We start from the raw sequence: 23,702 nt of genomic DNA, 5'->3' as shown, positions 1-23,702 counted from the left end.
CGCCCCACTCCCCCGCGCTGTCCGTCTGCCACACACTCACGGCGTACGTCGCGCCCTCTGCCGGGTCGAGCCACTCGGGCTTCAGTTCAGCGATGTGCCGACGGTTTACGCGTACTGCTGGGCCTGACAGTCGCCCCTACGATCGCACTGATGGCAGGAGCGGAACCGCCCGCCAGGCGGGACCCTCGACAAGACGCAGGAACTGCGCCAAGGCCGCCTCCGCGGCGTTCGCAAGCTGGATCCGGTCGAAATTGTCGGCCACGTCAGGCTCGTCTCTCATATGAAGCAGATAGGTGCCACCAATCGAGTCGCCCAGGACGCCGTCTAGGTAGGGTCCGAAGCGCTGCGCGAACTCGGTGACCCAGCGGGCGACGCTGTCGCGATCCGCGAGCTCTAGCGCGTCGCGGGTGCGCCGGAGTTCCACATTGATCGAGTGGTTTCGTTCAAGGTGCGATCTCGAGTCGAGGAGTTCGCCACGCGGTCCGTCGCGGAGGATGCCACCGAGCGAGCGAGCGTCGACGCGATCGGAGCCAAGGTCGAGCACTAGTTCGCGAAGTTCGGCTAGTTGGCGTTCGACAGGATTCTCGGATGCGGCCGATGCGCGTAGTTCTGCTGCGCGGCTGACGAGCGTGGGCTGGTTTCCGCGCTCCGTGGCAATGCGTGCGGCGTCACCGAGCGAGGCCTGGGCGAGAAGGGCTTTGTCGATGTCGATGGCGTAGGGGAAGGCGCGGACGTCTTTGACGTCGAAGCGTGGACGGTGGCCTTCTTCGATGATGTGAATGACGGGCTTGGCGAAGGCGTGAGCGATCGCGAGTTCGTAGTAAACGTTCGGGTTGGCGTCGCTGAGGTCGGCAATGATGAGGTCGGCGTCAACGATGGCGTTGACGATTGCCGGGGTGATCTCGCCGGGATCTGCCATGCGGTCGGCGCGGTCGATTTCGTCGACGTACTTGGGGACGAGGGCGGGCTTGAGGATGTGGGCTAGCACTACGTCGCTTCGACGGCGCTCGGGCGACATTGCCTCACCGATGGGCGAGATGAAGAAACCCTTTCGCGACTTGACTGGCGTCTCGTCGGCCATGTGCACTCCCCCGCTGGAATCAACCCGTTGAGGCAACTTACCAGGCGGGGTGAGGCGGGGCCCTCGTGAGGCCCCGCCTTCCGGCTACTGCTCGGGTGAGTAGTCCAACTTCGCCGGGTTGGCGCGATTGGTGATGGCGTCCAAGAGCATCACTTATGGGTCCGTGAGGGTGTAGCCCCAGGACTGGAGCGCGGCGAGGTAGCGCGCCTGGAAAGGTCCAGCGCTACGCCAAATGGTCTTGTCGATGCTCCCTTCAATGGTTGTCACCAGGGCGCGGATGAGGGCCACTGCCGCCGTGCTGTTGGTCAGCGCGTCAGGGTCGAGCGCCCCGTCTCGCTCTTGCGCCCACAAGTCATCGGTGGGCGACACGGACACCATCAGCGCCACCACGGCGGGAAGGTAGGACTTCGGTGGGGTCGCGCGCCTGGTGAATTGTTCAAGCCATTCGCGGCGAATCTCGTTCATCGCCTCGAATCGCTTGTTGTTGCCGATCTCCTGCCCCTTGCGGTAGGTCTTGTAACCTCGCGCCCAATTGCTCCCGGAACTGCGCGACACTCCGACCTCACGAGCGGCCGCCCGGATGCTCCACCCCCGCTCCCGCAGTCCCATGAACTTCTCACGCTTGGCCGACAAGGGACGACGCCCCCGCCCCTTCTTCACACGACGCGATGACAACACGACCTCCATGATTCCCGAAGTGTTGCAACCACCACTAGAAACCACCCCTCAGAAGGTGTCCACCAAACGTGGGGTGAAGGCCAGACACTAGAGCGTCTTGGTGACCTTTACGAGCGACCTTGGCGTGTCGGCATCAAGCCCGCGCGCCCGGGCCAGTTCGAGCGCCATCAACTGCAACGGGATGACGTCGACGATCGGAGCGACGTCCTCTGGAAGGTCGTGCTCGGTCTGCACGTGCAGTCTTACTCCGACGGGTCGCGGTCCTGCACCGACGGACACTGTCGGCGCGCCGGTGGCAACGATCCGCTCGAGAACGTCGGCCATCGTCACCGAGGCTCGTCCCGCCGGCACGAGCACAACGGCGGGCACGTCGGGCCCGAGCAGAGCGAAGGGCCCGTGCAACAGGTCGGCGGCACTGAACGCTAGTGCGGGCAGATAGCAGGTCTCCATGAACTTGAGCGCGCTCTCTCGCGCTGTGGCGTACGCGAATCCACGGCCCGTCACGACGAGTTGTCTGACGTCGCGGAGATCATGAGCGCACTCCGTCACAGCACCGCGTGTCTCCAGGGCCGCTAAGGCAGCGTCCCGCACCGCTCCTGCAACCTCCCGCGACGACGCACCCGCGTGCCCTTCCCACGCCCGAACCAGTGCGTAGGCCCCAGCCAGTTCGGCGGTGTAGCTCTTCGTTGCGGCCACTGACCGCTCAACACCAGCGTGCACGTCCACATGCAACTCAGCGACGGCCGCAAGGTCTGAGGAGGGCGCATTGGTGAGTGCGAGCGTGAGCGCCCCAGCCGTGCGAGCAGAAGCTAGAGACGCAACCAGGTCAGGCGACCCGCCACTCTGGCTCAGCGCCAGAACGAGCGTGCTCGGACCCCATGGGTTTGCACCGTAGAGAGTTGTCGACGACGGCGAGGAGAGGCCTACGGGCAACCCGAGCTTCACTTCGATGAGGTACTTCAGGTACAACGCGGCGTGGTCGCTGCTGCCCCGCGCCACGAGCACGACCATATCTGGATTTCGCCGGCGGACCGCGGTCGCAACTGCGGCGATCTGCCGGTCGGTGTCGGCTAGAAGGTTTCCAAGGACGTCGGGTTGCGCGAAGATCTCGCACTCCATCAAGGCGCCCGGAAGGTCCAACGATATTGTCTTGTTCACCAGCGGTGCTTCTCCTTGGTTGGGGCGCGTCGGGGCGAGTCAGTCGAGGTCGCCGCTCTTGTATTCGATGAGGCGGCGCACGCGTTCTCCTCCGGAGGCTTGGTCGGCCAACAGGTCCCGCCACGAGTAGACCAACACACCATCCGCACCCGACCGTGCGACACCTCGCAGGGCATCGAGCCAGTCCTTGACCGTGATTTCTTGTCTGCGGCGGCCAGGGGCATAGATCGCGTCGGTGTACTCAGCGCCTGCTTGAAGATCGGCCAAGATGGTGCGCCCGGTCTCGCGACGTACCTCCGCGACTCGTTCCGGGATCCAGGTGAGTGGATCTCTCTTCTGGATCTGGAAGTAGAACATGAGCTCGTAGTGGTCCGCGGCGCGGTCGAGCTCCGCGAACCGGTGCCCGAGGACCTCCTCGACCGCGTTGCCGAAGTCGTCGTGCCCCAGGCCGAATCCGTTGACGATGACGTCCGCAGTTGGGATGACCTCGCGGACGCGCTCGCGGAGCGCGAGTGCCACGTCGGCGACAACCGTGCACTTCCATGTGGTCCATTGCGCCCTCAGATCGCGCAGGATGAGTCCCGCACGCTCGGAAATCGACCCCGTCCCGAGGTCCGCACCGCTCCAGGTACTGAACAGCCCGAGGCAGCGCTCGCAGAAGCAGTACTCACGGATGTCCTCACGGCGGGTTCCCGTGAATCCTTCGGCATCCGGCAGCCACATCTCCCAGAAGCCCGGGAATCGCAAGAACGACAGGAAGACGCCGTCGGGCTGGGTCTCAGACACCGCCGCACCCAAGCGTTCGGCCTTGCGCGCGAGGTACTTCGGATCGGTCGGGCAGATACCGACGTACCAACTGAAGGGCTCGAATACCATGCCATGCTGGTCCATCGGGCGCAGTTGGACGTGATCAGCGAATTCGTCGGGCTGGAAGAAGCATGCCGTGGACTGGTAGACGCGCAGGCCCTGGTCCTGCAGCCGGGCCGTCCACTCCCGGTCACCGTAGGCGCCCGCTGGCGGTCGCTGGTCCACGGCGCTGCCCGGGAGCGGGTCGACGAGGTTCTGAGCGAGCACCCAGTCGACCTTCTGGTCGACCATACGTCGCGCAGCGCCCGCCATGTCGAGCCCGTGCTCGGTCGACCAGTCCCAGCCGTAGGCCTTGACCCCAACGATCCTGCTCACTCCCGCTCTCCCTTTGAGCTCATCTGCGCCATCAGCGTCGCCTCATCGAGATCGGCCGACCTATTCACCTTACCGACCTTGCCCGCCCGCACCACGGCGATGTCGTCGCACAGCGCCAGAAGCTCCTCGATCTCATCACTCGCGACGATGCAGGCCACTCCTTGGTCGGCAAGAGAACGCAACAGCGAGTAGATCTCCCCCTTGGCGCCGATGTCGACACCCGCGGTGGGTTGGTCGAGCAGCATGACCACGGGATGCGACACGCTCGCCCGAGTGATCAGAGTCTTCTGCTGGTTGCCGCCCGAGAGCGATGAGACGGTTGCTTCATCGCTCGCGGTCCGGATCCCGAATCGCAGGATGGCTTCATGGATCGCCTCGCGACGTGCCGCCATATGGACAATCCCTAACCATGCGTAGTCGCGCGCGAGCGATGTGAGCACGATGTTCTCGCCCACCCCCCGCTGCATGACCAGACCCTTGGTTTTGCGGTCTTCGGGAACGAGCACGACGCCGAACTGGGCCGCGACAGCGGGTGAGTTCAATCGCACTTCAGAGCCGTTCAGACGCAGGGTGCCGCTTGCCGGCCTCGCTCCACAGACCGATTCGAGCAGGGACGAGCGTCCTGATCCGACGAGACCTGCGAGGCCGAGTACCTGGCCAGCGTGGACTTGCAGACTATTGCCAGGGCGGCCGCTCTGCCCGAATTGGTCGAGTTCTATGACCACAGGTCCGGCGTCGAGCTTCCGCTCGATCCGTTTTGAACGGGCCGCCGGGGCCTCCCCCACGATCAGTGCGGCGAGCCCGTCGATGGTGAGTTCGTCAGCGGGGCCGGTCAGGACGACATTTCCGTCCCGAAGCACTGTGACCCGGTCGGCGATCGAGAGCACTTCATCGAGGAAATGGCTGATGTAGATCACTCCCACCCCGTCATTGCTCACACGGCGGATGATCTCGAAAAGGGCCAATCGCTCAGCGCGGGCCAGCCGAGAAGTCGGCTCGTCCATCACCAAGATGGAGGCATCACGGCTCAGTGCCTTGGCGATCTCCGTGAGCTGCTGGTGGGCGACGCTCATCTGCCGGGCAGGGACTCCTTGCGGGATGCTGAGTCCGAGCGAGTCGAGCAAAGCGCGCCCGTCGACCTGGATCGCTCGGTGGTCGATCAGCCCGGCCTGGCGTCGGGGCTCACGCCCCAACGCCAGGTTTTCAGCTGCGTCGAAGTCGGGTACGAGCGAGAACTCCTGGTGGATGACAGAGATGCCAGCCGCTAGCGACTCCTGAGGCTCGGACAGCCTCACCGGCTCGCCCCACAACAGGACCTCACCCTGGTAGTCGGTGTACAGGCCGCCGAGCACGTTGATGAGAGTGCTCTTGCCAGCGCCGTTGTGCCCGACCAGGGCGTGGATCTCCTGCGGGGCGACCGTGTAGTCGACGCCGTGCAGCACCTCGTTGCCCGCGAAACTCTTGCGGATGCCACGCATCTCAAGCATGGGCGTCATGTCAGTCATTGTTCTCGCCAATCCCCGTCATCTGACCTGGGTCACTCCCCCCAGGCTGCCGGGGTGTCGGCTACGTTTTTCTTCGTCACGATCGGCAGCGGGAGGTACTCGTTCGGCTGTACCACCTTGTCCCGCTGACCCGTGAGCCACTGGACGGCTGCCTCAACGGAGCGCACTCCCTGTGGGCGCGGGTCCTGGTCGACCGTCCCGAGGATGTAGCCATCAATGATTCCGTTGCGGACCTCGACCGGGTAGTCACCAAGAATGAACTTGATGTCCGTACGACCGCGGTCCGAAGCGTACTTGGCTGCGTTGGCCGCCTCCGGACCCTGGCCGACTATTGCGTCAAGGCTCCCCTTGGGGTACTTGTTCAGCCAGTCCTGCACCACGGTCAGAGACTTGGCCGCATCCCAGTTGTCGCTCTGGGTCGCGACGAGCACGATGCCGGGGTGCGCGGCCAGAACCTCCTCGAAGCCCTTCTGACGGAGTAGCTGGGCACTCGTGCCGAGAGTCCCGACGAGGTATGCGACATTGGCCGTCTCACCGACCGAGTCCACGAGCAACTTCGCCTGCTGCTTTCCGAACTCGTAGTCGTCAGCCCCAATGAAGGTCACTGCCCCCGCTGCATCGTCAACACGGTTGTTGACCGCGAAGACTGGGATGCCCGCCTTGACTGCCTGCTCGACCGCCGGCGCTATTCCCGTGGCGTCCGAGGCGGTCACGAGGATCGCATCGACCTTCTGGGTGATCAACTGCTGGATACCTGCTACCTCAGCGCCGAGGTCGCCCTTGCCGTCCACCATAACCAGCTTCACACCGAGCTTGTCGGCCTCCTCCTGCTGACCCACGATGAAGTTGGAGTAGAAGGGCACCGAGGCGTTCCACAACATCGAGCCGATGACGAGCTGATTGGTGACGCCACCGGAACTGGCCGTGTCCGAGGCCTGGCTGGCCGTGTCCGAGGCCTGGCTGGCCGCGCCGGATGAGCACGCGGTCAGTGCCAGTGCAGTGGCGGCCGCGCTGACGACGAGAATCGCCCGCCGAAACCGTGTGTCATGTCGCATTGTCGACTCCTTATCTTGCGTGTGGATGGTGCTTTGCCAAAACCGTGTGTCATGCCGCATTGCTGACTCCTTATCTTGGGTGTGGATGGTGCGCTATTAAGAGGTCCGCCTGCGGCGCTGGGCCATGTCGATGCCAACCGCGACGATGATCACGGCACCGGTGAAGGCTGGCTGCCAGTACGGGGAGATGCCGAAGAGGTTCAAGGCGTTGGACACGACGCCGAGCAGGAGGGTTCCGATCACGACGTTGCCGATGCCGCCCGAGCCGCCAGTGAGCGGGACACCGGCGATCGCCACTGCCGCGATCGCTGCGAGAGGCCAGGTCTGGGCGCCGCTGGGCTGACCTATCGACGTCTGCCCGAGCAGGACGAGCCCGCCGATCGCGGCGCCAATGGCACCCAAGGTGTACGTCGTGATCGTGACGCGATCGACCCGAATCCCGGCGAAACGACTTGCCTCAGCTGAGCCGCCTACGGCGTAGATGCGGTGACCAAGTGTCGTGAAGTGCAGCATCGCCCACGTTGCCATCACCACGACGCCGTAGACGATGGCCGCAACGGGGACCGGTCCCAGCCGTCCGAGACCAACGACGGTGAACTCGTCAGGTACGCCATAGACCGGCTTGGCGCTAGTCCCCACAAAGAGCAGACCCGTGACGAGCGACTGCATCCCGAGCGTCGCGACAAACGGGTTGATCCCGACCTTGGCAATCAGAAGACCGTTGCACAGGCCGATCACCGCTCCGAGGCCGAGCGCGGCGAAGACACCCGGGACGATGCCGCTCGTCGACATGGCCCACGCGGCGATCACTGACGTCGCGGCTCCGACGGCACCGACCGACAGGTCGAATCCACCCAGCAGGATCATCAGAAGCATCCCGCAGGCGACGATGCCGATGATCGACTGCTGCTCGACGATGTTGACCAGGTTGGGTACCGATCGGAAGGTCGCCGACGCCATCGACAACGCCGCGACGACGACGAGGAAGATCAGGAGCAGGGCGTGTCGTGATACCCATCGGAGGCCAGAAGTCATGAGTTGTTGCCTCTGTCGTAGGTCAGGTCACCAAGGACCCGAGGCGCATCGGTCAGCCGGAGGTGGTGCAACGCGCCGAACAACGCGCCTCGGACTGTCGAGTTCGGTCCGAGCGCCGAGACGGCCAACCGTGGCGGCGTGGCGACGTGACGCGCAACGAGGGCGGTGACCTCGTCGAGGAAAGGGGCGAGGGCGCGCCCGACGCTTCCGTCGATGACCACGACCTCGGGATCCACGACAGCTGCGAAGGTGATGACCGCCTGCGCGAGAGCGCGCACGACGTCATTGAGAAGACTCTGGCCGAACGGCCGCCCGGCCAGCCCAGCAGCGATCACCTCACGTGCGGTCGGGGTGGGCCCGAGCTCAAGACGAGCGGCCGGATCGCTGGCGCACAGCTCGCGCGCCCGCCGAGCGATCGCTCCGCCGCTGAGGACCGACTCAAGGCCACCGATCCCCGCCGCGTTGTCGTCATCGAGCATACGTACTTCCGGTAGGAGGGCCCCGATCTCACCTGCGGCATGGTGTCGTCCTCGGACCAGCCGACCGTTAGACACAACGGCGCCACCCAGTCCGGTTCCGATCGACAGGACCACATAGTCGCGTGAACCGACGGCCTGGCCGACCTCCCCTTCTATAATGGCGGCGAGATTGACGTCGTTGTCGACGAGGAACGGCACCCCAAATTGACGCACTTTCTCCACCAAGTCGAAACCATCCCAGCCCACGTTCGGACCGCGGACCGCGAACTCGGTATCGGCGTCGATGACGGCAGGGACCCCGACCGCGAGGGCACCGATTTCGACGCCGCGCGTCTTCGCCGCGACCTGCATGGCGGTCCACACCTGGACGAGCGCCGCGAAGGCGCCACCGGCCTCTGCAACCGTCACGTACTCCTCGGCGAGGATTACGCCGTCGAGGCCGCTGAGCGCTCCGTGGCACTTGGTGCCCCCCAGGTCGATACCGACCACACAAACGCTTTCCACGTTCAGCGTGAGCACCACATGAGGGCGTCCACCCGAACGTGCGGTGTCCCCGGTCTCGAGGAGAACGCCGCCAGTGAGAAGCTTGCTGACCATTCGGCTCACCGACGCCTGCGAGAGGCCCAAGTCTGCGGCGATCGCCGTACGGGTCGTTCGACGGTGGTCGCGGACATACTCGAGCACGGCGTACTCGTTCACCTCGCCCATCGTTTCGTGTTTGAGTGCCACTTCATTCCCTTCTGAATGAATCTAAGCGGCAACGTAACATGAATCACACGGAGTGTCCAGGCCGGCCCGCGAAGCCGGAACGCGGCCGCCTGTAGTCTGGGAAAACACTCACGGTCGCCGAACGAGGATCTTGCCCACTGCGGAGGACAACCCTCCGTGTCAGGGTTGGGTGAGGCCAGCACCTCAGCGCAAGTCCTCTGTCTGATGTAGGGCGAGAACCAGGAATACCTCGATCATGTCTCGCTCATCCCTGTTGGCTCTGCGCGACGATAGATCTATGACCAACGCCAGTTCGGGCCCCCGCGCCGGAGGCCCGAGGCCCCGGCGAACATTCACCCCGGCCCAGAAACTCGACCTCCTCGCGGGCTACGAAGACACGGTCCTGCGTAACGAGGGTGGCGAGTATCTCCGCCAGGAGGGCATCTACTCGTCCCAGATGACCGAGTGGCGCAAACTCCGTGATGCCGGTGTTCTCGCGGGCCGAAACCCGGGCGAGAAGATCGGCAGGTGGGTCTGCTGCACGGGTAGGTGACAGTTTCTAGTCACGCAGCACGTTCGGCTGGCGTGTTCATGATGGCCTCGAACTCGATCGGGGTCAAACGTCCGAGGCGGCGTTGGCGTTGGCGTTGGCGTTGGCGTTGGCGTTGGCGTTGGCGTTGGCGTTGGCGTTGGCGTTGGCGTTGGCGTTGGCGTTGGCGTTGGCGTTGGCGTTGGCGTTGGCGTTGGCGTTGGCGGCGATGGTAGGTCCGCTCGATCCAGGTCACGATCGCGATGCGCAGCTCCTCGCGGGTGGCCCAGGAGCGACGGTTGAGGACGTTCTTCTGCAGCAGCGAGAAGAACGATTCCATCGCGGCGTTGTCACCGCATGAGACGACTCGGCCCATCGATCCGACCAGGCGATGACGGGCAAGAGCGCGCAGGAACTTCCTGCTTCGAAATTGCGATCCTCTGTTGCTGTGAACCACGCAGCCGCCAACCTCGCCGCGCATCGCGACGGCGTTCTCGATCGCGCTCACGGCAAGCCGGGATTTCATCCTTGAGTCGATCGAGTATCCGACGATCCGGTTCGAGAACACGTCTTTGACCGCGCAAAGGTAAAGCTTGCCTTCCGCGGTCTTGTGTTCGGAGATATCGGTGAGCCAAAGCTGGTTCGCAGCCTTTGCGCTGAACACGTGTCGGACGCGACCTTTCTCGTCAGTGACAGTGCAGAGGTCGTCGTGGACCGCAGGCCCCGGGGTCTTTGCGTTGCGGCCTCGCTTCTTCCCGAACGCGCTCCACCAGGCGTTGTCACGGCAGATCCGCCACGCTGTCCGGTCAGCCATCGCCTCCCCGGCCTCGCGGGCCTCGTCGGCAAGGAGCCGGTGCCCGAACTCCGGGTCGTCCTTGTGAGCGTCGAACAACGCGTTCGCGCGATACGCCCCCTCAACCTCGCTAGGCGTGATGGGGTTCGCCAGCCACCGGTAGTAGGGCTGGCAAGAAAGCTTCAGGACCCGGCACGCCACCGCGACAGGGATCCTGTCCACGGCGAGCTCCTTCACGAGCGGGTAGAACCTTTTCCCGGCAGGTTCGCCTGCGACAGATACGCCGCCGCCCGCCGCAACACCTCGTTCTCCTGCTCGAGCAGCCGGACCCGCTTCCGCGATTCTCGCAGCTCCGCCGACTCAGTACGGGACTGGCCGGGTTTGATTCCATCGTCGACCGCGGCGCGCTGCAACCACTTCTGCAACGTCATCGGGTGAACCCCAAAATCAGTCGCGATGTGCTCGATTGTCACACCAGATTCACGGCCACGCGCGACGCGCACCACGTCATCCCGGAACTCACGGGGATAAGGCTTAGGCACAACAACATCCTTTCAAGCCGCCCTCCCGGGCAAGCCAGATCAGATGTCACCTACCCGTGCAGCAGACCCACGCGAAGGGTTGGTCGCGTGCGAAGCGGGTCTATGAAACGTGTGCAGTGTCGTCTTGTTTGGCGTAGGCGACTGGTGCTCCGGTGGCTTCCCACACGCGGAGCAAGACGGCGCGGTGGAACGACGCTGGCAGGCCTTTGAAGTCGGGCTCAGCAGCCGCGAGGTCGTACCCGTTGCGGTAGGCGGTGAGAGTCACGGCCTCGCCGCGTACTTGTGCCTCCTCGACGCGTTTCTGGATGGCGTCGACCGCGTCGTCCAGGCGGTCGTACATGACTTCGATTGCCTGGTACACGGGCTTGGGGATCGCCCGCTCCCCCTGGCACCAGCGCCGCACAACGCGTAGCGGGTCCTTACTCGCAACCTCGAACATCTTGACAAGGTTGGAGTGGGTGAGGCCCATTCCCTCTGTCATGGCGGTGAACAACGCGGCCGCCTCGAGAGGCATCTGCTCCGTGTCTGCGAAGTCCGTCATGACGCGTGTCCTTCTACTGGTTTGTCGGGTGCTGTCGGGTAGTCCGAGAGTGCTTTCGAGTGGAGGGTCGGCCCAGGTTGGGCCGACCCTCCCGTGCGTTCAGCTCTTGTGCTCGAGGTAGTGCGTCAGGGCGATGCCGAGGAACTGCCGCATCGACAGGTCCGGGCCAAGTTCCTCGTGCCTCGTCTGGATCCACTCGTGCTGTTGTGCCGAGGCGCGAATATTGAAGTTGGATCCCTTGATTGCCACGGCGCTCGCACGCGCCCCGGGCATCGAAGTGGTGGTGCGTTCTGGCAGGTATGGCTCGAGGAGCCCTGGCGTCAGTGAATCGATCGCCTCCCCCAGCAACGTGATCTGAGACTTATTGGTTGCCTGCACCTGCTCACGCAACGCGTCGACGGTTGCTGAGTCGAGCGCGGCGTAGACGTACCGCTCGCGGCCCTCAGGAGCCGGCGCTGATGGAGCGGCGGCAACTCGCCTCGGTGCTCGAGGGGTCGACGTCTTGTCAGGCACAGGCGTGATGGCTGGCAGGGACGTCGCGGGACGCGGGGTTACCGCCGGCAACGTAAGAGTACTCTCGCCGCGCCCGAACGCTTCGGCAAGCGACTGGGGGGACCTTGGCTCGCGGGCGCTCATGCGCTTGCCCGTTCGAACTCGGCGTGCTGTTCTCGCATGAAGCCCAGGACCTCGGCGGTGAGGTTGTGATAGTCGTCCGCGAGTGCGCCTGCGTTCGAAATGAATCGAGTGGTCTCGACAATCTGCGAACCGTCACGGTTGGCCCGTAATGCGGCGAAGCGCGCCACGCGGGCACCCTCGGATATTTCGTCGACCTCGAACGCGAGTTTTCCCAGGTCGCGAGCCTCTTTGGAGGCCGCCACGCCGTAGCGCACGACACTGCGGAATACCAGGGCGTCGCTTCCGAGGAGCTCAAGCAGCTGCCTGCGGGCGTCGGCCTCGAGGCGATGCGCGGTGACGGGGACGGCGAACAGGACGGCGCCTGCAAGCGTCAGATATGGGTTGAGTGCTCGAGCTTTCGCGAAGCGTTCACCAAGGTCATTGGTGGCCTCGATTGAGGAGGCGTCGAGCCGCACGGGAGCGAGGACCGTCGTGACGACGGCCAACACTGCCCTGTTCAAGGATGTGTGACCAGGGGGCGTGTCGATCACAACAAGGTCGTAGTCGCCGGCGCTGCGGATCATGGCCTCAAGCCGCGTCGGCAACGCGTCAGCCAGTGCGCGGTTGTCAAGCAGCGCGTCAAGGAAGGGGTCGCCCAGCAATGCCCCACCCGGAATGACGTCGAGGTTCGAGCGGACGTTGCGCAACACGGCCGGTTCGGTGCCAGCGAGCAACGCCGCGCTGGTCTCAGCTCCGTCATCACGCGGGTAGCCCAGGTCACGGGCGCAGTCACCTTGGGGGTCGAGGTCAACCAGGAGTACCCGGAGGTCAGCTGCGGCGCTCAGGCCCGCAACGTTAGTAGCGATCGAGGTCTTTCCGACGCCGCCCTTCGCTTGGGCAAAGCACAGGCTGTGTGCAATAGCCATGTCGCACCCTCCTCACACGGTATGCGGGCCTCGTGCCCACGTACTGCAACCGTAGCACACACGCGGTGCACACCGCCTGCACCTGCCACGCATACAGTGCGCACGGGGGCCGCGCTGTGCTTGCGCCCGCCGTGCCGTCACTATGCGCACAGTGTGCACACCGCCTGCACACGGGGTGCATGATGGTGGCAGACAGTGGGTATCATTTTATACCCAAGGGGGCACCACCGGGCGGCCTCATATCGCGTCAACAGCCCTGTGGGGGCGCCTGGGAGCCTTGCACGGCCAAGTCTGGGTGTCGGAAGCGGGGAGGGCACTCGTCGCGTCTCAGGGCCATACGCCGGATCGGCTGTCTTCACTGAAAACGGCTCTTCGACGGATGCCCGGATACCGGATCCCGCCCTTGGTGCGTGTGAGTGTCGCGCCATCCTCCGCGATTGCATACCGACCGTCACGGTTCTATGCCGCCACAGTGTCGTCGGCGATGAGCATGGCGATGCGTTCCGACGCCTTGCGCCAGTCGCCTTGACGGTTGGGACGTCGAGGGTATGGCGCCAGCCCCACAGTGTTGCCGTTGGCCAGGCGCACGACACGTTGCCTTTGGACCGCCAGGGGCGCGGCCTTCGACGTGAGCGCGAGTTCTTCCAGCCAGTACGCCCAGGTCGCTTGCTCCAGTTGGTAGGCGCGTCTACGGGCGGCGAGGGTCCCTGTCGTACCGTGGAGCTGCGCCGCGCGGTCACGGGCCTCCGGCGGGGCCGCCGCCCATTGGAGCCCAGACCGTAGGGCCAAGCCGGCGCCATGGAGGACCTGGAGGGTGGTTTGCGCGGCGGCGGGGGTGAGGCCGCACACTTGACAGAGTGATGCCAGGGTGGTCCTGCCGGCTTGGTGCAGTTGAGCGTAGAGGTAGCCGGCTTGCAGTCCCAGAGCGCGCGGGGTGAACACGTCGTGAGACGCCAGGTCTGTGATGAGGTTGAGTGTGCTGCTCAGTTCCGAGCGTTGGCGCCAGACTTCGAGGAGGGGGCTTGCATTGGGGACGAGCCCCAATGCTGACCGCGATGAACCTGCTTCCCTGTGGAAAACGCCTCGAGGATCGATTGACCAGGTCGCCGCAGCGGGTCCATCAGTTGCTTCGGAGAGGCCAATCCAGCCGTCTGTAGCCAGGCGCATGAGCGACTCGCGCACGGACTCGCGGCCGACGGGCAGTGACATGGCGAGGGTGCGTACTGAGGCGCGCACGGTCGTGGTGATGCCGTCGATCGCGCGCTGGTAGAGCTCGATGAGGACGAGGCGGTCGATCGCGCGCTGGTTGCCGACACCTTTGGGAACGGCGTCGGCGTGAGTCCAACGGCCCGGGCAGGCGGCCATGCTCGACAGCGCGGCCGCCACCACGGCGTTGACGAGAGCGGCTTTGGGGGCGAGGTCGGTGTGGCCTGAGCGGGGCGCTGTGAGGCGTGTGGCGGCTGCGTGACGGACGGCGCGGTCCCAGTGGCGGGCAAGGAGCCTGTGCTGCTGAGCGGGGCTACGCGGGACGCGGTGGTGGCTGTGGCGTTCAGTGCGCGCGTATTCGAGGCCCGGGGCGGTGTCGAGGAGTTCGTGTAGGTCGTTGTAGCGCCAGCGGGCGCGAGCGGCGCCGAGGAGGCAGGAGAACAGGACGGCGGATGCGTCTTGGTCTGGGCGCACGGGGTTGCGCAGGGCCGCCGTGGCGGCAGTACCGAGGACGGTGCGCGGTCCTGGAAGGTAGAGGCGGCCGGTGCGGTCGACGAGCGCCAGGCCTTCGCGCGTTTCGGCTGGCGCGGGGGTTGGCGCGATCGCGTCGAGTTCGGCCATTAGGCGCTCAATAGCACCAGCGGTCGCGGTGGGCTGGGTGAGAGCTGTGAGATCTCCGAATAGGACTGTGGAGCGACCCCCGTGGCGGTGAGGGGATCCGGGGGGACGTACTCCGCCGGTGGTGGGGTTGGTGAGGGGTGCGATGTCGAGGGTGGGGTAGAGGCGGCTGGCGATCCGGGCGAGCGTGGCCACGGTCGCCGCTGGAAGTCCGTGACGGGGTGCGAGCCATACGTGGAGGCCGCCGCTGGGACCGGACTCGCAGACGACGTAGGGCAGGTCGCCCAGGCGCTCGAGGAGCGCGACCAAGGCGTAGGCGTCGTGGCGTGCGGCCTCAGACGTGTCGTGGTGAGCGTCGAAGTCGAAGGCCAGCAGGCGGTACAGACCGGACTCGTCGGCCAGGTGCACAACCCAGGGGACACCGGGGTCAGGGCCGGCGATGTTGGCGCGCTCGGGGTACTTGTTGTCGGCCGAGACAGAACCGTCAGAAAGGGTGTGTGCCAGCCGTACGTGAGCACGCAGAGAGATGGCTTGGACCAAGGGCCACCCGGTCAAACCGGGTGAAACACCTGATAACACGCCGGAATCAGGGTGTGCTTGACCCTGCCCCGAAGGGGGACGTACCATTGGGACCAGTTACTTTCTTCACGGAAAAGCCCGTCCCTCGCGTCGCCAAACTTGAGGGGATGGGCTTTTCGTCTTCCCGGCTACATTGCGATAGCCGTCAACTCGCCTGTTTCAGCGCGAGTTCCTCTGGCTGGTAGAGCATGGGCTGAGGTTGGGCCACCGGCGGCAAGCCGTAGTGCTCGTGAACGATATTGGCCAGGAAGTCACTCATCGTGAGGCCCTGTGCGGCCGCGTCATCCTCGATGCGTTCGTTGAGTTCACGAGCCACACGCACAGTTCTCTGCGCGCGGGCACCTTTGTGCGGTCTCCCCCTACCAAGCGGATCCATACTCATGACTTCACCGTAGGACGCGTTAGCAGATAATGGCGGCATCTGGCCCGTCGGCGTGTCGCGTCCCTCAACATTGGGAAAGGGTGGCGCGGAGGTAGGTGCGGTCGTTGTCGTGGACTTCGAGACCGTACTTGGCCTTGGTGGCCACGAGATTGAGGGGGTCGTTGGCGAAGTCGAGGCGTTGCTCGGGGGTCCAAGCCCAGGCCCCGGTCGCCCAGGCTTCCCAGAGGCTTACGACGTGGTCGACCACGACGGGGTCTTTCTCATTTCGGCCGCGCACGTAGTCCACCTCAAGGCCGACGTAGGGGTCGACGTAGCGACCGGACGCCACATTGCCGTCAACGTTCAGGGTGACGTCGAGCAGCTGCGCGGCAAGGACATCGTCACGGGTGCCGCGACCGTTGCCGTCGGTGTCCCACCAAGCGGCGCCGAAGTAGGAGCGCTCGTATGGGTACGGGGCCTGGTAGTAGCCGGAGCGGTGGCGGGGGAGAGCGTCAAGGAGAGCCAGAGCCGCGCGCGGGCTGGGCAGGTCTACCGCAAGCGTGATTGGCGCAGCTGGCGGTGCGCACCCGATCGCAAGGAGCAGCGCTACGGGGATCCACGCAAGAAGCCTCGGGGGCCGACCTCCGGCAGCGCCGCGGGGGATGCGGGCGCCGAAGCCTGGGGGGGTACGTCGACCCCCAAGGACAGCCACGTTAGCGCGTCCTCAGCGGATGAACCACAGGAGCATACGCACCGGCAAAAGCATCACCTTGATCATGAGCATCATGACAAGTCCCCCTTCTGAGTCTGACGAGTCTCGCGTGCAGGACTGACAGGCTCCCCTTCGCCCGTGAGCCACGCACGCAACTCGTCGAGCGCCGCATAAACCTTGGCAAGTTGGATCCGGTAGACGGTGCCGACACCAGGGCGTCGTCGCCCCTTGGCAGGCGTGCCCTTGACGAAGCCCTGAGTCTCCAACTCGTTGAGCACATTAAGCATGTGCGCCCGCGTCGCCTTGAGTTCAGACGACAGGCTGCCCGCGGTCACGCCGTCGTCTCCTGCCAGCGCGGCCACACGCAGCGCGTCACGGTGCGTCGGGGCCGTCAGCGCATCCATACGCCGGACCCATGTCGCCCGTTTGCGCAATCCGTTGACGTGTCTGGCCACGCCCCAAATGTAGCCATCGCGACCCCTCCCCGGCGTCTGTATAGTCCAATCATACAAGTCTAACGTCATGGTAGCGCGTCTGACCCCTCTCTTAGAGTGACGTACGCAACAACTGGATATCGAGACAGAAAGAGGGGGGCACTCGTGGCCTGTCTGAGGGAAGTATTGGAAAGAGCCGTCGCGGGAGCGAAGACTACGTCGGCTCGACTGCGAACCAGAAAGGTTCGAAAGCACGATCCACGCCGACGGGGCCTGAGTAAGTGGCACCGCTCCGGGACAGTCGCGCTCGTGGGAATCGTGACAGTGATGTCGTCTGCGACCGGGGCATGGGCGTACTCGTCAACGACCGGATGGACGAACGGGGCGGGCCTGCCGGTCGGAACCGGCAACGGCCTCGTGCTGACCGAGTTCTACAGCTACGGGCAGAACGCGACGTATCGGTCGAAGTGGCTCGGCGCGTACAACCCGAGCGTGATCTCGAGCAACACGCCAGGAGCGGTAAACACTGACCTGTGGTGCATTGAGGCAGGCGTCGCAATACCTGGCGGCTACGCCTACTCGTGGACCACCGATAGCAACGCAAGGGCCCGCTACCTGATGTGGCTGTCAACCCACTCGTGGAACAACCCCGACGCGCGCGGCGCCATCCAATACCTTCTTTACGCGGACACGTACCCCGGACTGGGCCAAAACAACACGGGCACCAGCTACGACTTCGAGTCCCGAATTTGGAACCACCCAGACTTCACAGCAGCAGCAAAAAACTACGCGAACGCGTTCCGCACACTCTCCACCGCACAGATGCACAACACCGCGGCGCGAATCTTGGCCGACTCGCACGGCGGGGTGCCCACGACCGGCGACCTCGACGCAATTGGAGTCACAGACGCGTGGGGTAACTACATCGCCAGCCTCAACTACACCATCACCATCAGCGGCCCGGCAGTATTCGACTCGACTGGCACGACATCCGTAACGGGCACTACCGCCTCAAGCCTGATCAACAACGCGCACTCATGGACCGCGACCGGAACTGCTCAGGTCGACTTCACGATCACCTACGCCAACGCGAACGTTGGCACCACGGTGTATGTCGGCACCGGCGGTGGCTCTCAGGACATGGTCGCCGGGTCCGGATTCAGCCCACTCACTTCGACCGACCCGACGGTGGACGTTTCGGTGATGTTCCAGCCCGGAGGTGCCACCCAGGTGCCAGCTACCTCCGTGGCTCCTGGTGACACCCTTGCGGATGTATTCACGCCCTCCGCAGTGGCACCGACGATCTGGCCGCACGACAATTCGGGCGGCTTCGTCCCAGTCACGTATGACTGGGCTGTTTATGACGCGGGGGAGGTCATTCCAGGGGCGCCCGTGGCGGCAGCGCCGGGTGACTGGACACTGCTCGAGACCACGCAAGTGATCGCGACTGCTCCGGGGACACCGATCACCTCGAGCTTTACGGTGACCGCGCAAGCAGGTCACGCGTACGTGTTCGTCGTCAGTTTCTCGAATGCGAACCAGCCGGTCGCGACCCAGGGGTGGTTCGTGGCGAACTGGTCCGATCAGTATGGGGTGGCCGATGAGATCGTCTACGCACCCGCGGCGGCTGCGGCGACGTCGGCGGCCAGCTCCGAGGGACGCGGATCCGATACCGCGATCCTCGACTCCGTCACGTTCACCGGCTTCCCCGCCGATCACACCACGTTCACGGGTAGGTCACCGTTCGCAGCGGACACGACCACTGTGAGGCAGCGCTTGTACTTCTTCCCCGAAGGCCTCGCAGTGACGGACGCCAACACCGGCTCAGCGAGCCTCATGTGCGACCTGACGGTGCCAGCCACCAACGGGACACACGCGATCGACGACCCGTGCGCGATCGCACAGAAAGACACGTGGGGCCAGTACATGGCCGGCACCTACGTGTGGACCTCAACATTCACCGGCGACGCCCGAGTACGCGCGTTCGCCACACCCGTGACCGACACGAACGAACAGGTTCACCTCGCACCCGCGACTGCTGCGGCGTCGTCGACGGCGAGTTCCGTCGGGCGCGGACTTGATACCGCGATCCTTGACTCCGTCACGTTCACCGGGTTCCCCGCTGACCACGCAAAGGTCACGGGCACCTCACCGTTTGCGGCGGACACGACGACCGTGCAGCAACGCTTGTACTTCTTCCCCCAGGGCCTCACCGTGTCGGACGCCAACACCGGCTCAGCGAGCCTCATGTGTGACCTCACGGTGCCAGCCACCAACGGAACCCACCCGATCGATAGTCCGTGCGCCAGGGCTCGCACGGACTCGGCGGGCCAATACGAGGCGGGTACCTACGTGTGGACGTCAACCTTCACCGGTGACGCCCGGGTCCACGCCCTCACCACGTCTGTGACCGACACGAGCGAGCATGTGTCGTTTGCGGCCACGACTGCTGCGGCGACGTCGACGGCCAGCTCCGAGGGACGCGGATCCGATACCGCGATCCTCGACTCCGTCACGTTCACCGGGTTCCCCGCTGACCACGCAACGGGGACTGGGACGTCACCGTTCGCAGCGGACACGACGACCGTGAGGCAACGCTTGTATTTCTTCCCCGAAGGCCTCGCGGTGACGGACGCCAACACCGGCTCAGCGAGCCTCATGTGTGACCTGACGGTGCCAGCCACCAACGGAACCCACGCGATCGACGCCCCATGCGCGATCGCACAGAAAGACACGTGGGGCCAGTACATGGCCGGCACCTACGTGTGGACCTCAACATTCACCGGCGACGCCCGAGTACGCGCGTTCGCCGCATCGGTCACGGATACTGCCGAACAGGTGACGTTCGCGAATCAGCCGCTCGCGGTGACAACTACCGCGCATGAGGCCGCGGACCTGTTCACGGGTGTGGCAGGCGACGTGTGGGACACGGCCACGGTGACCGGATTCGTGCCAGTTGGGTCGACGGTCAAGTTTGCTCTGTACCGCTTCGACGACGCCGCAACGCCGGTGTGTGACGCGGATACCTTGCTCGCAACACTTGATCCCGTCGACGTACTGATGGGCGCCGGTTCGTACCTGTCGGAGCGATTCGCGCTCACGACACCAGATGCGGCCGCCGTGGGCTTCGTAGAGACGATCTACGACACCGGCGGCGCGGTCCTCAGTCAAGGCGACTGCGGGGCCACCACGGAGGCGCTGCACATCATCCGGGCCGACAGCGGTGGTGGCGGAGGCGGCGATGGCCTGGCACTGACCGGCGCCGATCACTTCGCCTCAAACCTCGCCTTAGCAGGGATCCTCCTGCTCGGTGGCGGGGTGCTTGTCGGCAGGTCGGTGTATATCCGTAGGCGACGCAGCATCGCCTAGCACTACGCAGTCAAGGCGGGGGCGGTGGGTGAAAACCACCGCCCCCGGGGGAAACGAGAGGGGTACCGTGATGGACATGGCAGAGGTGGGGGCGGTCGACGCGACTGGCGGCACGAACACGCGAGGCCGCAGGTTCTGGATCCGCGTCGCAGCATGGGGAGCCGGTGCGGCGCTGGTCATCGCAGGCGTCCTTGTGGGCGGTACGGCGTATGCGGATCAGCGGGCACAGTCAGCGCTCGAAGGGTCGCAGACGGGTGCGACCGACGCGATCGCGTCATGCCAGGCGGACGTTGCCAGCTCGCTCGCGACGTTGCGGTCTGCGGCCGCGGCGGCACTGCGTGCGGTCGACGTCACCGACCGAGTCGACACTGAGCTCGCGGCGGTCAACAACAGCCGCGACGCGCTCCGCAACGCCGGTGAGGGCGCGTGCTCTCAGTCAGTCACGGATGAACGTGCAGCGAACGATCAGGCCGCTACCGACGCTGCGGCCGACGCCGCCCACGTGGCTGACCTGGCAACTCAGCTTCGCGCGGCCACGAGCAAGCTCGTCGACGCCACCGCTCCGGCGTTGGTCGATGCGGCACGCGAGAACTACACCGCGAAGTTGGCAGAACTGGCGAAGAGCATCGACACCGCCAACACGTCGGCCGCGTCCATGGTGGGCCAGGTCGCAGACCAGGCCACCCTTGACGCGCTCAACGCGGCGATCACCGAAGCGAAGGCCCTCGTCACCGGCTCCACCGACGCCACCGACGTGGACGGCTTCACCGCCGCATCAGACGCCCTGGCAGCCGAGCGGGCGAAGATCACGGGCGCGGCAACAGCCGCGACCGCGTCCCACCAGGCATGGCTCGACGCCCAAGCCGCAGCAGCGGCGGCTGGCCCGGGAGGCTCCACCTCGCACGCGTCAAGCGGGTCCTCGTCAGGAGGCTCCACGGGTGGCGGGTCGACCGGCGGAGGCGCTACGGGCGGTGGAACCACAGGTGGTGCGGGCGTCGTCACGTGGTCGACCTGTGACGGCACCAAGGAAGATAAGTACATCGACGGCAACTACGCAGGGAACCGAGGCTGCACGACGGTGGCGTATGCATCTGCGGCAGTCGCTCCCTACCAGAATTCCGGTGGCGGTGGATGCACCGTCGTGGGCGCGCGGATATCGGACTCAACCGCCGCACTGGTGTCGAAAGCGAGCCAGTACACGTACGGGCGGTTTACGTTCTCGCAGGAGAACGAGACGCAGGTGCGAATGACTATCGCGACCTGCGCGGCGTCTTAGCGCACGCAGTCGTCGGTTCGCGGCAAGGGGCAGCACCTTCGGGTGTTGCCCCTTGCTGTTTGACCTAGTAGACCTCGAGCGTGGTGGAGCTTGAGGCGACTCCGCCCGCCGCGCAGCCGACGGTGTAGTTGCCGGCGGCAAGCCCTGTGAACGAGCCGGAGTAGGACGCGGCACCGTTCACAGTGCCGGGCCCTGAGAGCGTGGTGCTCGCACCGTTTGCTGTGCAGGTGACCGTGACAGACATTGAGCCGCTGGTCTGAATGTTGGCGGTAATGGAGATAACGCCCGTTCCGGTGGTCGCGTGGAAGCTGATGCTCGACACGTAAGCGGCGGGTGCGGGTGGGGGAGCGACGGGGCCACCACCTGTCGAGGTGCCGCCGGACGACGTACCTCCGCTCGGCTTGGAACCACTCGAGGTGGCCGCGCTCTGAACTTGCGCCGCGGCGGCCGCGGCCGCCGCTTCCGCTGCCGCGGCCTCATCAGCCAAGCGTTGCTGCTCTGCCTGGTAGGCGGCAACGGCCGCAGCCACGCTCTGCGTGATGCCCGGGTCGGCACTTCTCACGGGAAGGTTCCAGGAATCAAACATGGGTGGCACCACCGCGGAGATTGACGGGGGCTGGGGGGCAAGGGTGGGAGCTGATTCGTTGCGGGAACCACTAGGGGATTCGATCGCCTGGACTGCCTGCACGACTACGAGAGTCACGACGCCGCCGGCGACGAGCGTGATGATTGTGCCCGCTACCCGCCGTCGACGGCTGAGGCGGGCGGACCCCCGGGGCAGCGCGTCGAGTCGAGCGAGTTCGGGTGCAATGGCAGCAAGCTCGCGGCGAGCCTGGGCGCTGCGCGAGGTGTCATTGTCGTCAACGTCGAAGACCCCGCGAGCGAGCCCAGCGAGCTCGGCGCGGGCCTGCGAAGTCCGTTGCGTGCCAGCCATCGCTACTCGTCAGCGGCGTGATCGTCCGGGGCGCTAGCCGACCTGTTCGATTGCGCCTCGAGAAAGGCGATGGCCTTGTCCGTGACGATCTTCCAGGTGGTGCCGGTCTTGAACGCGGGCAGGTCGCCCTTGTCGATCCAGTTGCGAACGGTATTGGGGTGAACCTGGACGATGCTCGCCAGTTCACCAATGGTGACGACATGCCCAGCAGGGCCGGGGCGCCCCGGCACGCCGTAGAACAGTTCGGGGATGCCGCTGGCGCTCGGTGTCATGCCATCCAAGATACCACCCTGGTGTGAATACGCGTGTGCTAGCGTGATCTAATGTGATGTGGTGTGAAGTGCTGTGCTTCACAGTGACCAGATGGTCAAGAGAGTGAGAGAGCGATGTCAGACATGTTCGACGGGGCCGATCGGGTGGAGACCTACCAAGAGCCAACCGGGTCGCGCATTGACCGCAAGGCACTGCAAGCGGAGTTTGCCGCCACCACACCGCCACCCAGGAAGCCTGCTCGCAAACTGCTCAACAAGAAGGCTTGGGAGATGTACGAGGCGGACCTCGAGAAGTGGAAGCGCGATGTGCGCGATGCGCGGCTACGCGACAGCCCGTGGCCGCGAGCAATGAACGTGTTAGTCACCAACAAGAAGGGCAGTTCCGGCAAGACGCCGACCACGCTGTGCACGGCGGGAGCGTTGGCGAGCATCCTCGGCGGGGGAGTGGCAGTGTTTGAGGCTGCCGATACCGTGGGCACGCTCTTGTCGCGAGCCGAGGGCACGGCCACCAAGGGCCTAGCGGAGATGCTTCGCAATGCGGATCAGCTCAACTCGCGCGCAGCAGTGGAGTCGTACGGCCTCAAGCAAGGTAGCGGCGCGATGGTGTACGGCTCAGTGGCGCGTCGACGCCCGTGGTCCGGCGCTGACGTTGACACCATGCGCGAGATCCTCGACATGCAGTTCTTGGTAACGATCGCCGACTCGGCCAACAACGAAATGTCGGCCGCGTTCGGCGCCGCACTCCAAGGCGCGGACGTCCTCGTGATCCCCACCGCCATGAGTTTTGACTCCGTATCAGCGGTCATCGAGACGCTGGACTTCATTGACAACAAGGACAAAAGCGGCCTCATCCCTTACCGGCCCGACCTGTGGGACCGAACCATCGTCGTGGTGAGCCCCGACGGGCGTGTAGAAGATCCCGAGGTGTCTGCCAAAGTCGTCGAGGTCCTCAGGAAGCAAGGCATCACCGTCGTGAGAGTGCCCTACGACGACCACCTGGCCGAAGGCCGCACGATCAGCTGGAACTTGCTGTCAGACGAGTCACGCCTTGCATGGAGCGAAGTCGCGCACCTCGTAGGCGAGAAACTTCACCTCGCTATCACCACCAACTAGG

General features: G+C 65.1%; 19 protein-coding genes and 3 pseudogenes. 4 read left to right on the top strand and 18 right to left on the bottom strand.

What is annotated here, in order from left to right; all coding sequences use genetic code 11:
- Positions 1–136: 136 nt before the first annotated feature.
- The 8 genes and pseudogenes from BKA03_RS14915 to BKA03_RS14880 form a co-directional block, all read right to left on the bottom strand.
- A complete protein-coding gene (locus BKA03_RS14915; RefSeq protein WP_062075519.1) occupies positions 137–1,081 on the bottom strand; it encodes a hypothetical protein in 945 nt (314 codons plus the stop codon).
- A 486-nt stretch (positions 1,082–1,567) separates the two neighbouring features.
- Positions 1,568–1,759, bottom strand: a pseudogene (locus BKA03_RS15895) (helix-turn-helix domain-containing protein); the annotation flags it as partial.
- 87 nt (positions 1,760–1,846) lie between these two features.
- Positions 1,847–2,917: an SIS domain-containing protein gene (locus tag BKA03_RS14905; protein ID WP_238579438.1), complete on the bottom strand. Its 1,071-nt coding sequence runs from the start codon at positions 2,915–2,917 to the stop codon at positions 1,847–1,849.
- Positions 2,918–2,956: 39 nt separating this feature from the next.
- Positions 2,957–4,099 (bottom strand): hypothetical protein, encoded by a 1,143-nt coding sequence (locus BKA03_RS14900; RefSeq protein ID WP_062075517.1) that lies wholly within the window; start codon positions 4,097–4,099, stop codon positions 2,957–2,959.
- Complete coding sequence (locus BKA03_RS14895; RefSeq protein ID WP_062075516.1) at positions 4,096–5,595, bottom strand: sugar ABC transporter ATP-binding protein; 1,500 nt, start codon at positions 5,593–5,595, stop codon at positions 4,096–4,098. Before BKA03_RS14895 ends, BKA03_RS14900 begins: the two co-directional genes overlap by 4 nt.
- 41 nt (positions 5,596–5,636) lie before the next feature.
- The gene (locus BKA03_RS14890) at positions 5,637–6,659 is read right to left on the bottom strand and encodes a sugar ABC transporter substrate-binding protein (protein WP_062075515.1); all 1,023 of its coding nucleotides are present in this window, start codon (positions 6,657–6,659) and stop codon (positions 5,637–5,639) included.
- A 96-nt stretch (positions 6,660–6,755) separates the two neighbouring features.
- A complete protein-coding gene (locus BKA03_RS14885; protein ID WP_062075514.1) occupies positions 6,756–7,694 on the bottom strand; it encodes an ABC transporter permease in 939 nt (312 codons plus the stop codon).
- The gene (locus BKA03_RS14880) at positions 7,691–8,902 is read right to left on the bottom strand and encodes an ROK family transcriptional regulator (RefSeq protein ID WP_062075513.1); all 1,212 of its coding nucleotides are present in this window, start codon (positions 8,900–8,902) and stop codon (positions 7,691–7,693) included. The genes BKA03_RS14885 and BKA03_RS14880 overlap by 4 nt, the downstream gene beginning before the upstream one ends.
- Before the next feature lie 277 nt (positions 8,903–9,179).
- On the opposite strand from BKA03_RS14880, the pseudogene BKA03_RS14875 reads away from it, so the two are divergent.
- Positions 9,180–9,410 (top strand): annotated as a pseudogene (locus tag BKA03_RS14875) (IS3-like element ISAar46 family transposase); the annotation flags it as partial.
- Between the two features lie 226 nt (positions 9,411–9,636).
- Here the strand turns inward: BKA03_RS14875 and BKA03_RS14870 are convergent.
- The 8 genes and pseudogenes from BKA03_RS14870 to BKA03_RS14835 all read right to left on the bottom strand — a co-directional run.
- A pseudogene (locus BKA03_RS14870) lies at positions 9,637–10,745 on the bottom strand (IS3 family transposase); the annotation flags it as partial.
- 100 nt (positions 10,746–10,845) lie between these two features.
- The gene (locus BKA03_RS14865) at positions 10,846–11,286 is read right to left on the bottom strand and encodes a hypothetical protein (RefSeq protein WP_062075509.1); all 441 of its coding nucleotides are present in this window, start codon (positions 11,284–11,286) and stop codon (positions 10,846–10,848) included.
- Positions 11,287–11,385: 99 nt separating this feature from the next.
- Positions 11,386–11,799 (bottom strand): hypothetical protein, encoded by a 414-nt coding sequence (locus BKA03_RS14860; RefSeq protein ID WP_152649586.1) that lies wholly within the window; start codon positions 11,797–11,799, stop codon positions 11,386–11,388.
- Between the two features lie 119 nt (positions 11,800–11,918).
- Positions 11,919–12,827 (bottom strand): ParA family protein, encoded by a 909-nt coding sequence (locus BKA03_RS14855; protein ID WP_062075507.1) that lies wholly within the window; start codon positions 12,825–12,827, stop codon positions 11,919–11,921.
- A gap of 459 nt (positions 12,828–13,286) precedes the next feature.
- The gene (locus BKA03_RS14850; RefSeq protein WP_152649585.1) at positions 13,287–15,206 is read right to left on the bottom strand and encodes a bifunctional DNA primase/polymerase; all 1,920 of its coding nucleotides are present in this window, start codon (positions 15,204–15,206) and stop codon (positions 13,287–13,289) included.
- A gap of 169 nt (positions 15,207–15,375) precedes the next feature.
- On the bottom strand, positions 15,376–15,612 hold the full coding sequence (locus BKA03_RS14845) for a hypothetical protein (protein ID WP_152649584.1): 237 nt from the start codon (positions 15,610–15,612) through the stop codon (positions 15,376–15,378).
- Positions 15,613–15,676: 64 nt separating this feature from the next.
- Positions 15,677–16,303 (bottom strand): HNH endonuclease family protein, encoded by a 627-nt coding sequence (locus BKA03_RS14840; protein ID WP_062075505.1) that lies wholly within the window; start codon positions 16,301–16,303, stop codon positions 15,677–15,679.
- 71 nt (positions 16,304–16,374) lie between these two features.
- On the bottom strand, positions 16,375–16,758 hold the full coding sequence (locus tag BKA03_RS14835; protein ID WP_179398199.1) for a hypothetical protein: 384 nt from the start codon (positions 16,756–16,758) through the stop codon (positions 16,375–16,377).
- A 288-nt stretch (positions 16,759–17,046) separates the two neighbouring features.
- Between BKA03_RS14835 and BKA03_RS14830 the strand changes: the two genes are divergently transcribed.
- The gene (locus tag BKA03_RS14830; RefSeq protein WP_152649583.1) at positions 17,047–20,106 is read left to right on the top strand and encodes a hypothetical protein; all 3,060 of its coding nucleotides are present in this window, start codon (positions 17,047–17,049) and stop codon (positions 20,104–20,106) included.
- Positions 20,107–20,182: 76 nt separating this feature from the next.
- A complete protein-coding gene (locus BKA03_RS14825; RefSeq protein ID WP_152649582.1) occupies positions 20,183–21,382 on the top strand; it encodes a hypothetical protein in 1,200 nt (399 codons plus the stop codon).
- Positions 21,383–21,446: 64 nt separating this feature from the next.
- Here BKA03_RS14825 and BKA03_RS14820 read toward each other — a convergent pair whose 3' ends face one another.
- Positions 21,447–22,316, bottom strand: a complete 870-nt coding sequence (locus BKA03_RS14820) for a hypothetical protein (RefSeq protein ID WP_062075501.1) — start codon at positions 22,314–22,316, stop codon at positions 21,447–21,449.
- Positions 22,317–22,318: 2 nt separating this feature from the next.
- Entirely contained in the window at positions 22,319–22,588 is a 270-nt protein-coding gene (locus BKA03_RS14815) for a helix-turn-helix domain-containing protein (protein WP_062075500.1), read from the bottom strand.
- A gap of 114 nt (positions 22,589–22,702) precedes the next feature.
- Here BKA03_RS14815 and BKA03_RS14810 point away from each other — a divergent pair, with 114 nt between their 5' ends.
- A complete protein-coding gene (locus BKA03_RS14810) occupies positions 22,703–23,701 on the top strand; it encodes a MinD/ParA family ATP-binding protein (protein ID WP_062075499.1) in 999 nt (332 codons plus the stop codon).
- The last annotated feature ends 1 nt before the right edge of the window (position 23,702 follow it).

It is taken from the genome of Demequina lutea (assembly GCF_013409005.1).
Classification (GTDB): Bacteria; Actinomycetota; Actinomycetes; order Actinomycetales; family Demequinaceae; genus Demequina; species Demequina lutea.
This window is presented reverse-complemented; position numbering and strand designations above follow the sequence as displayed.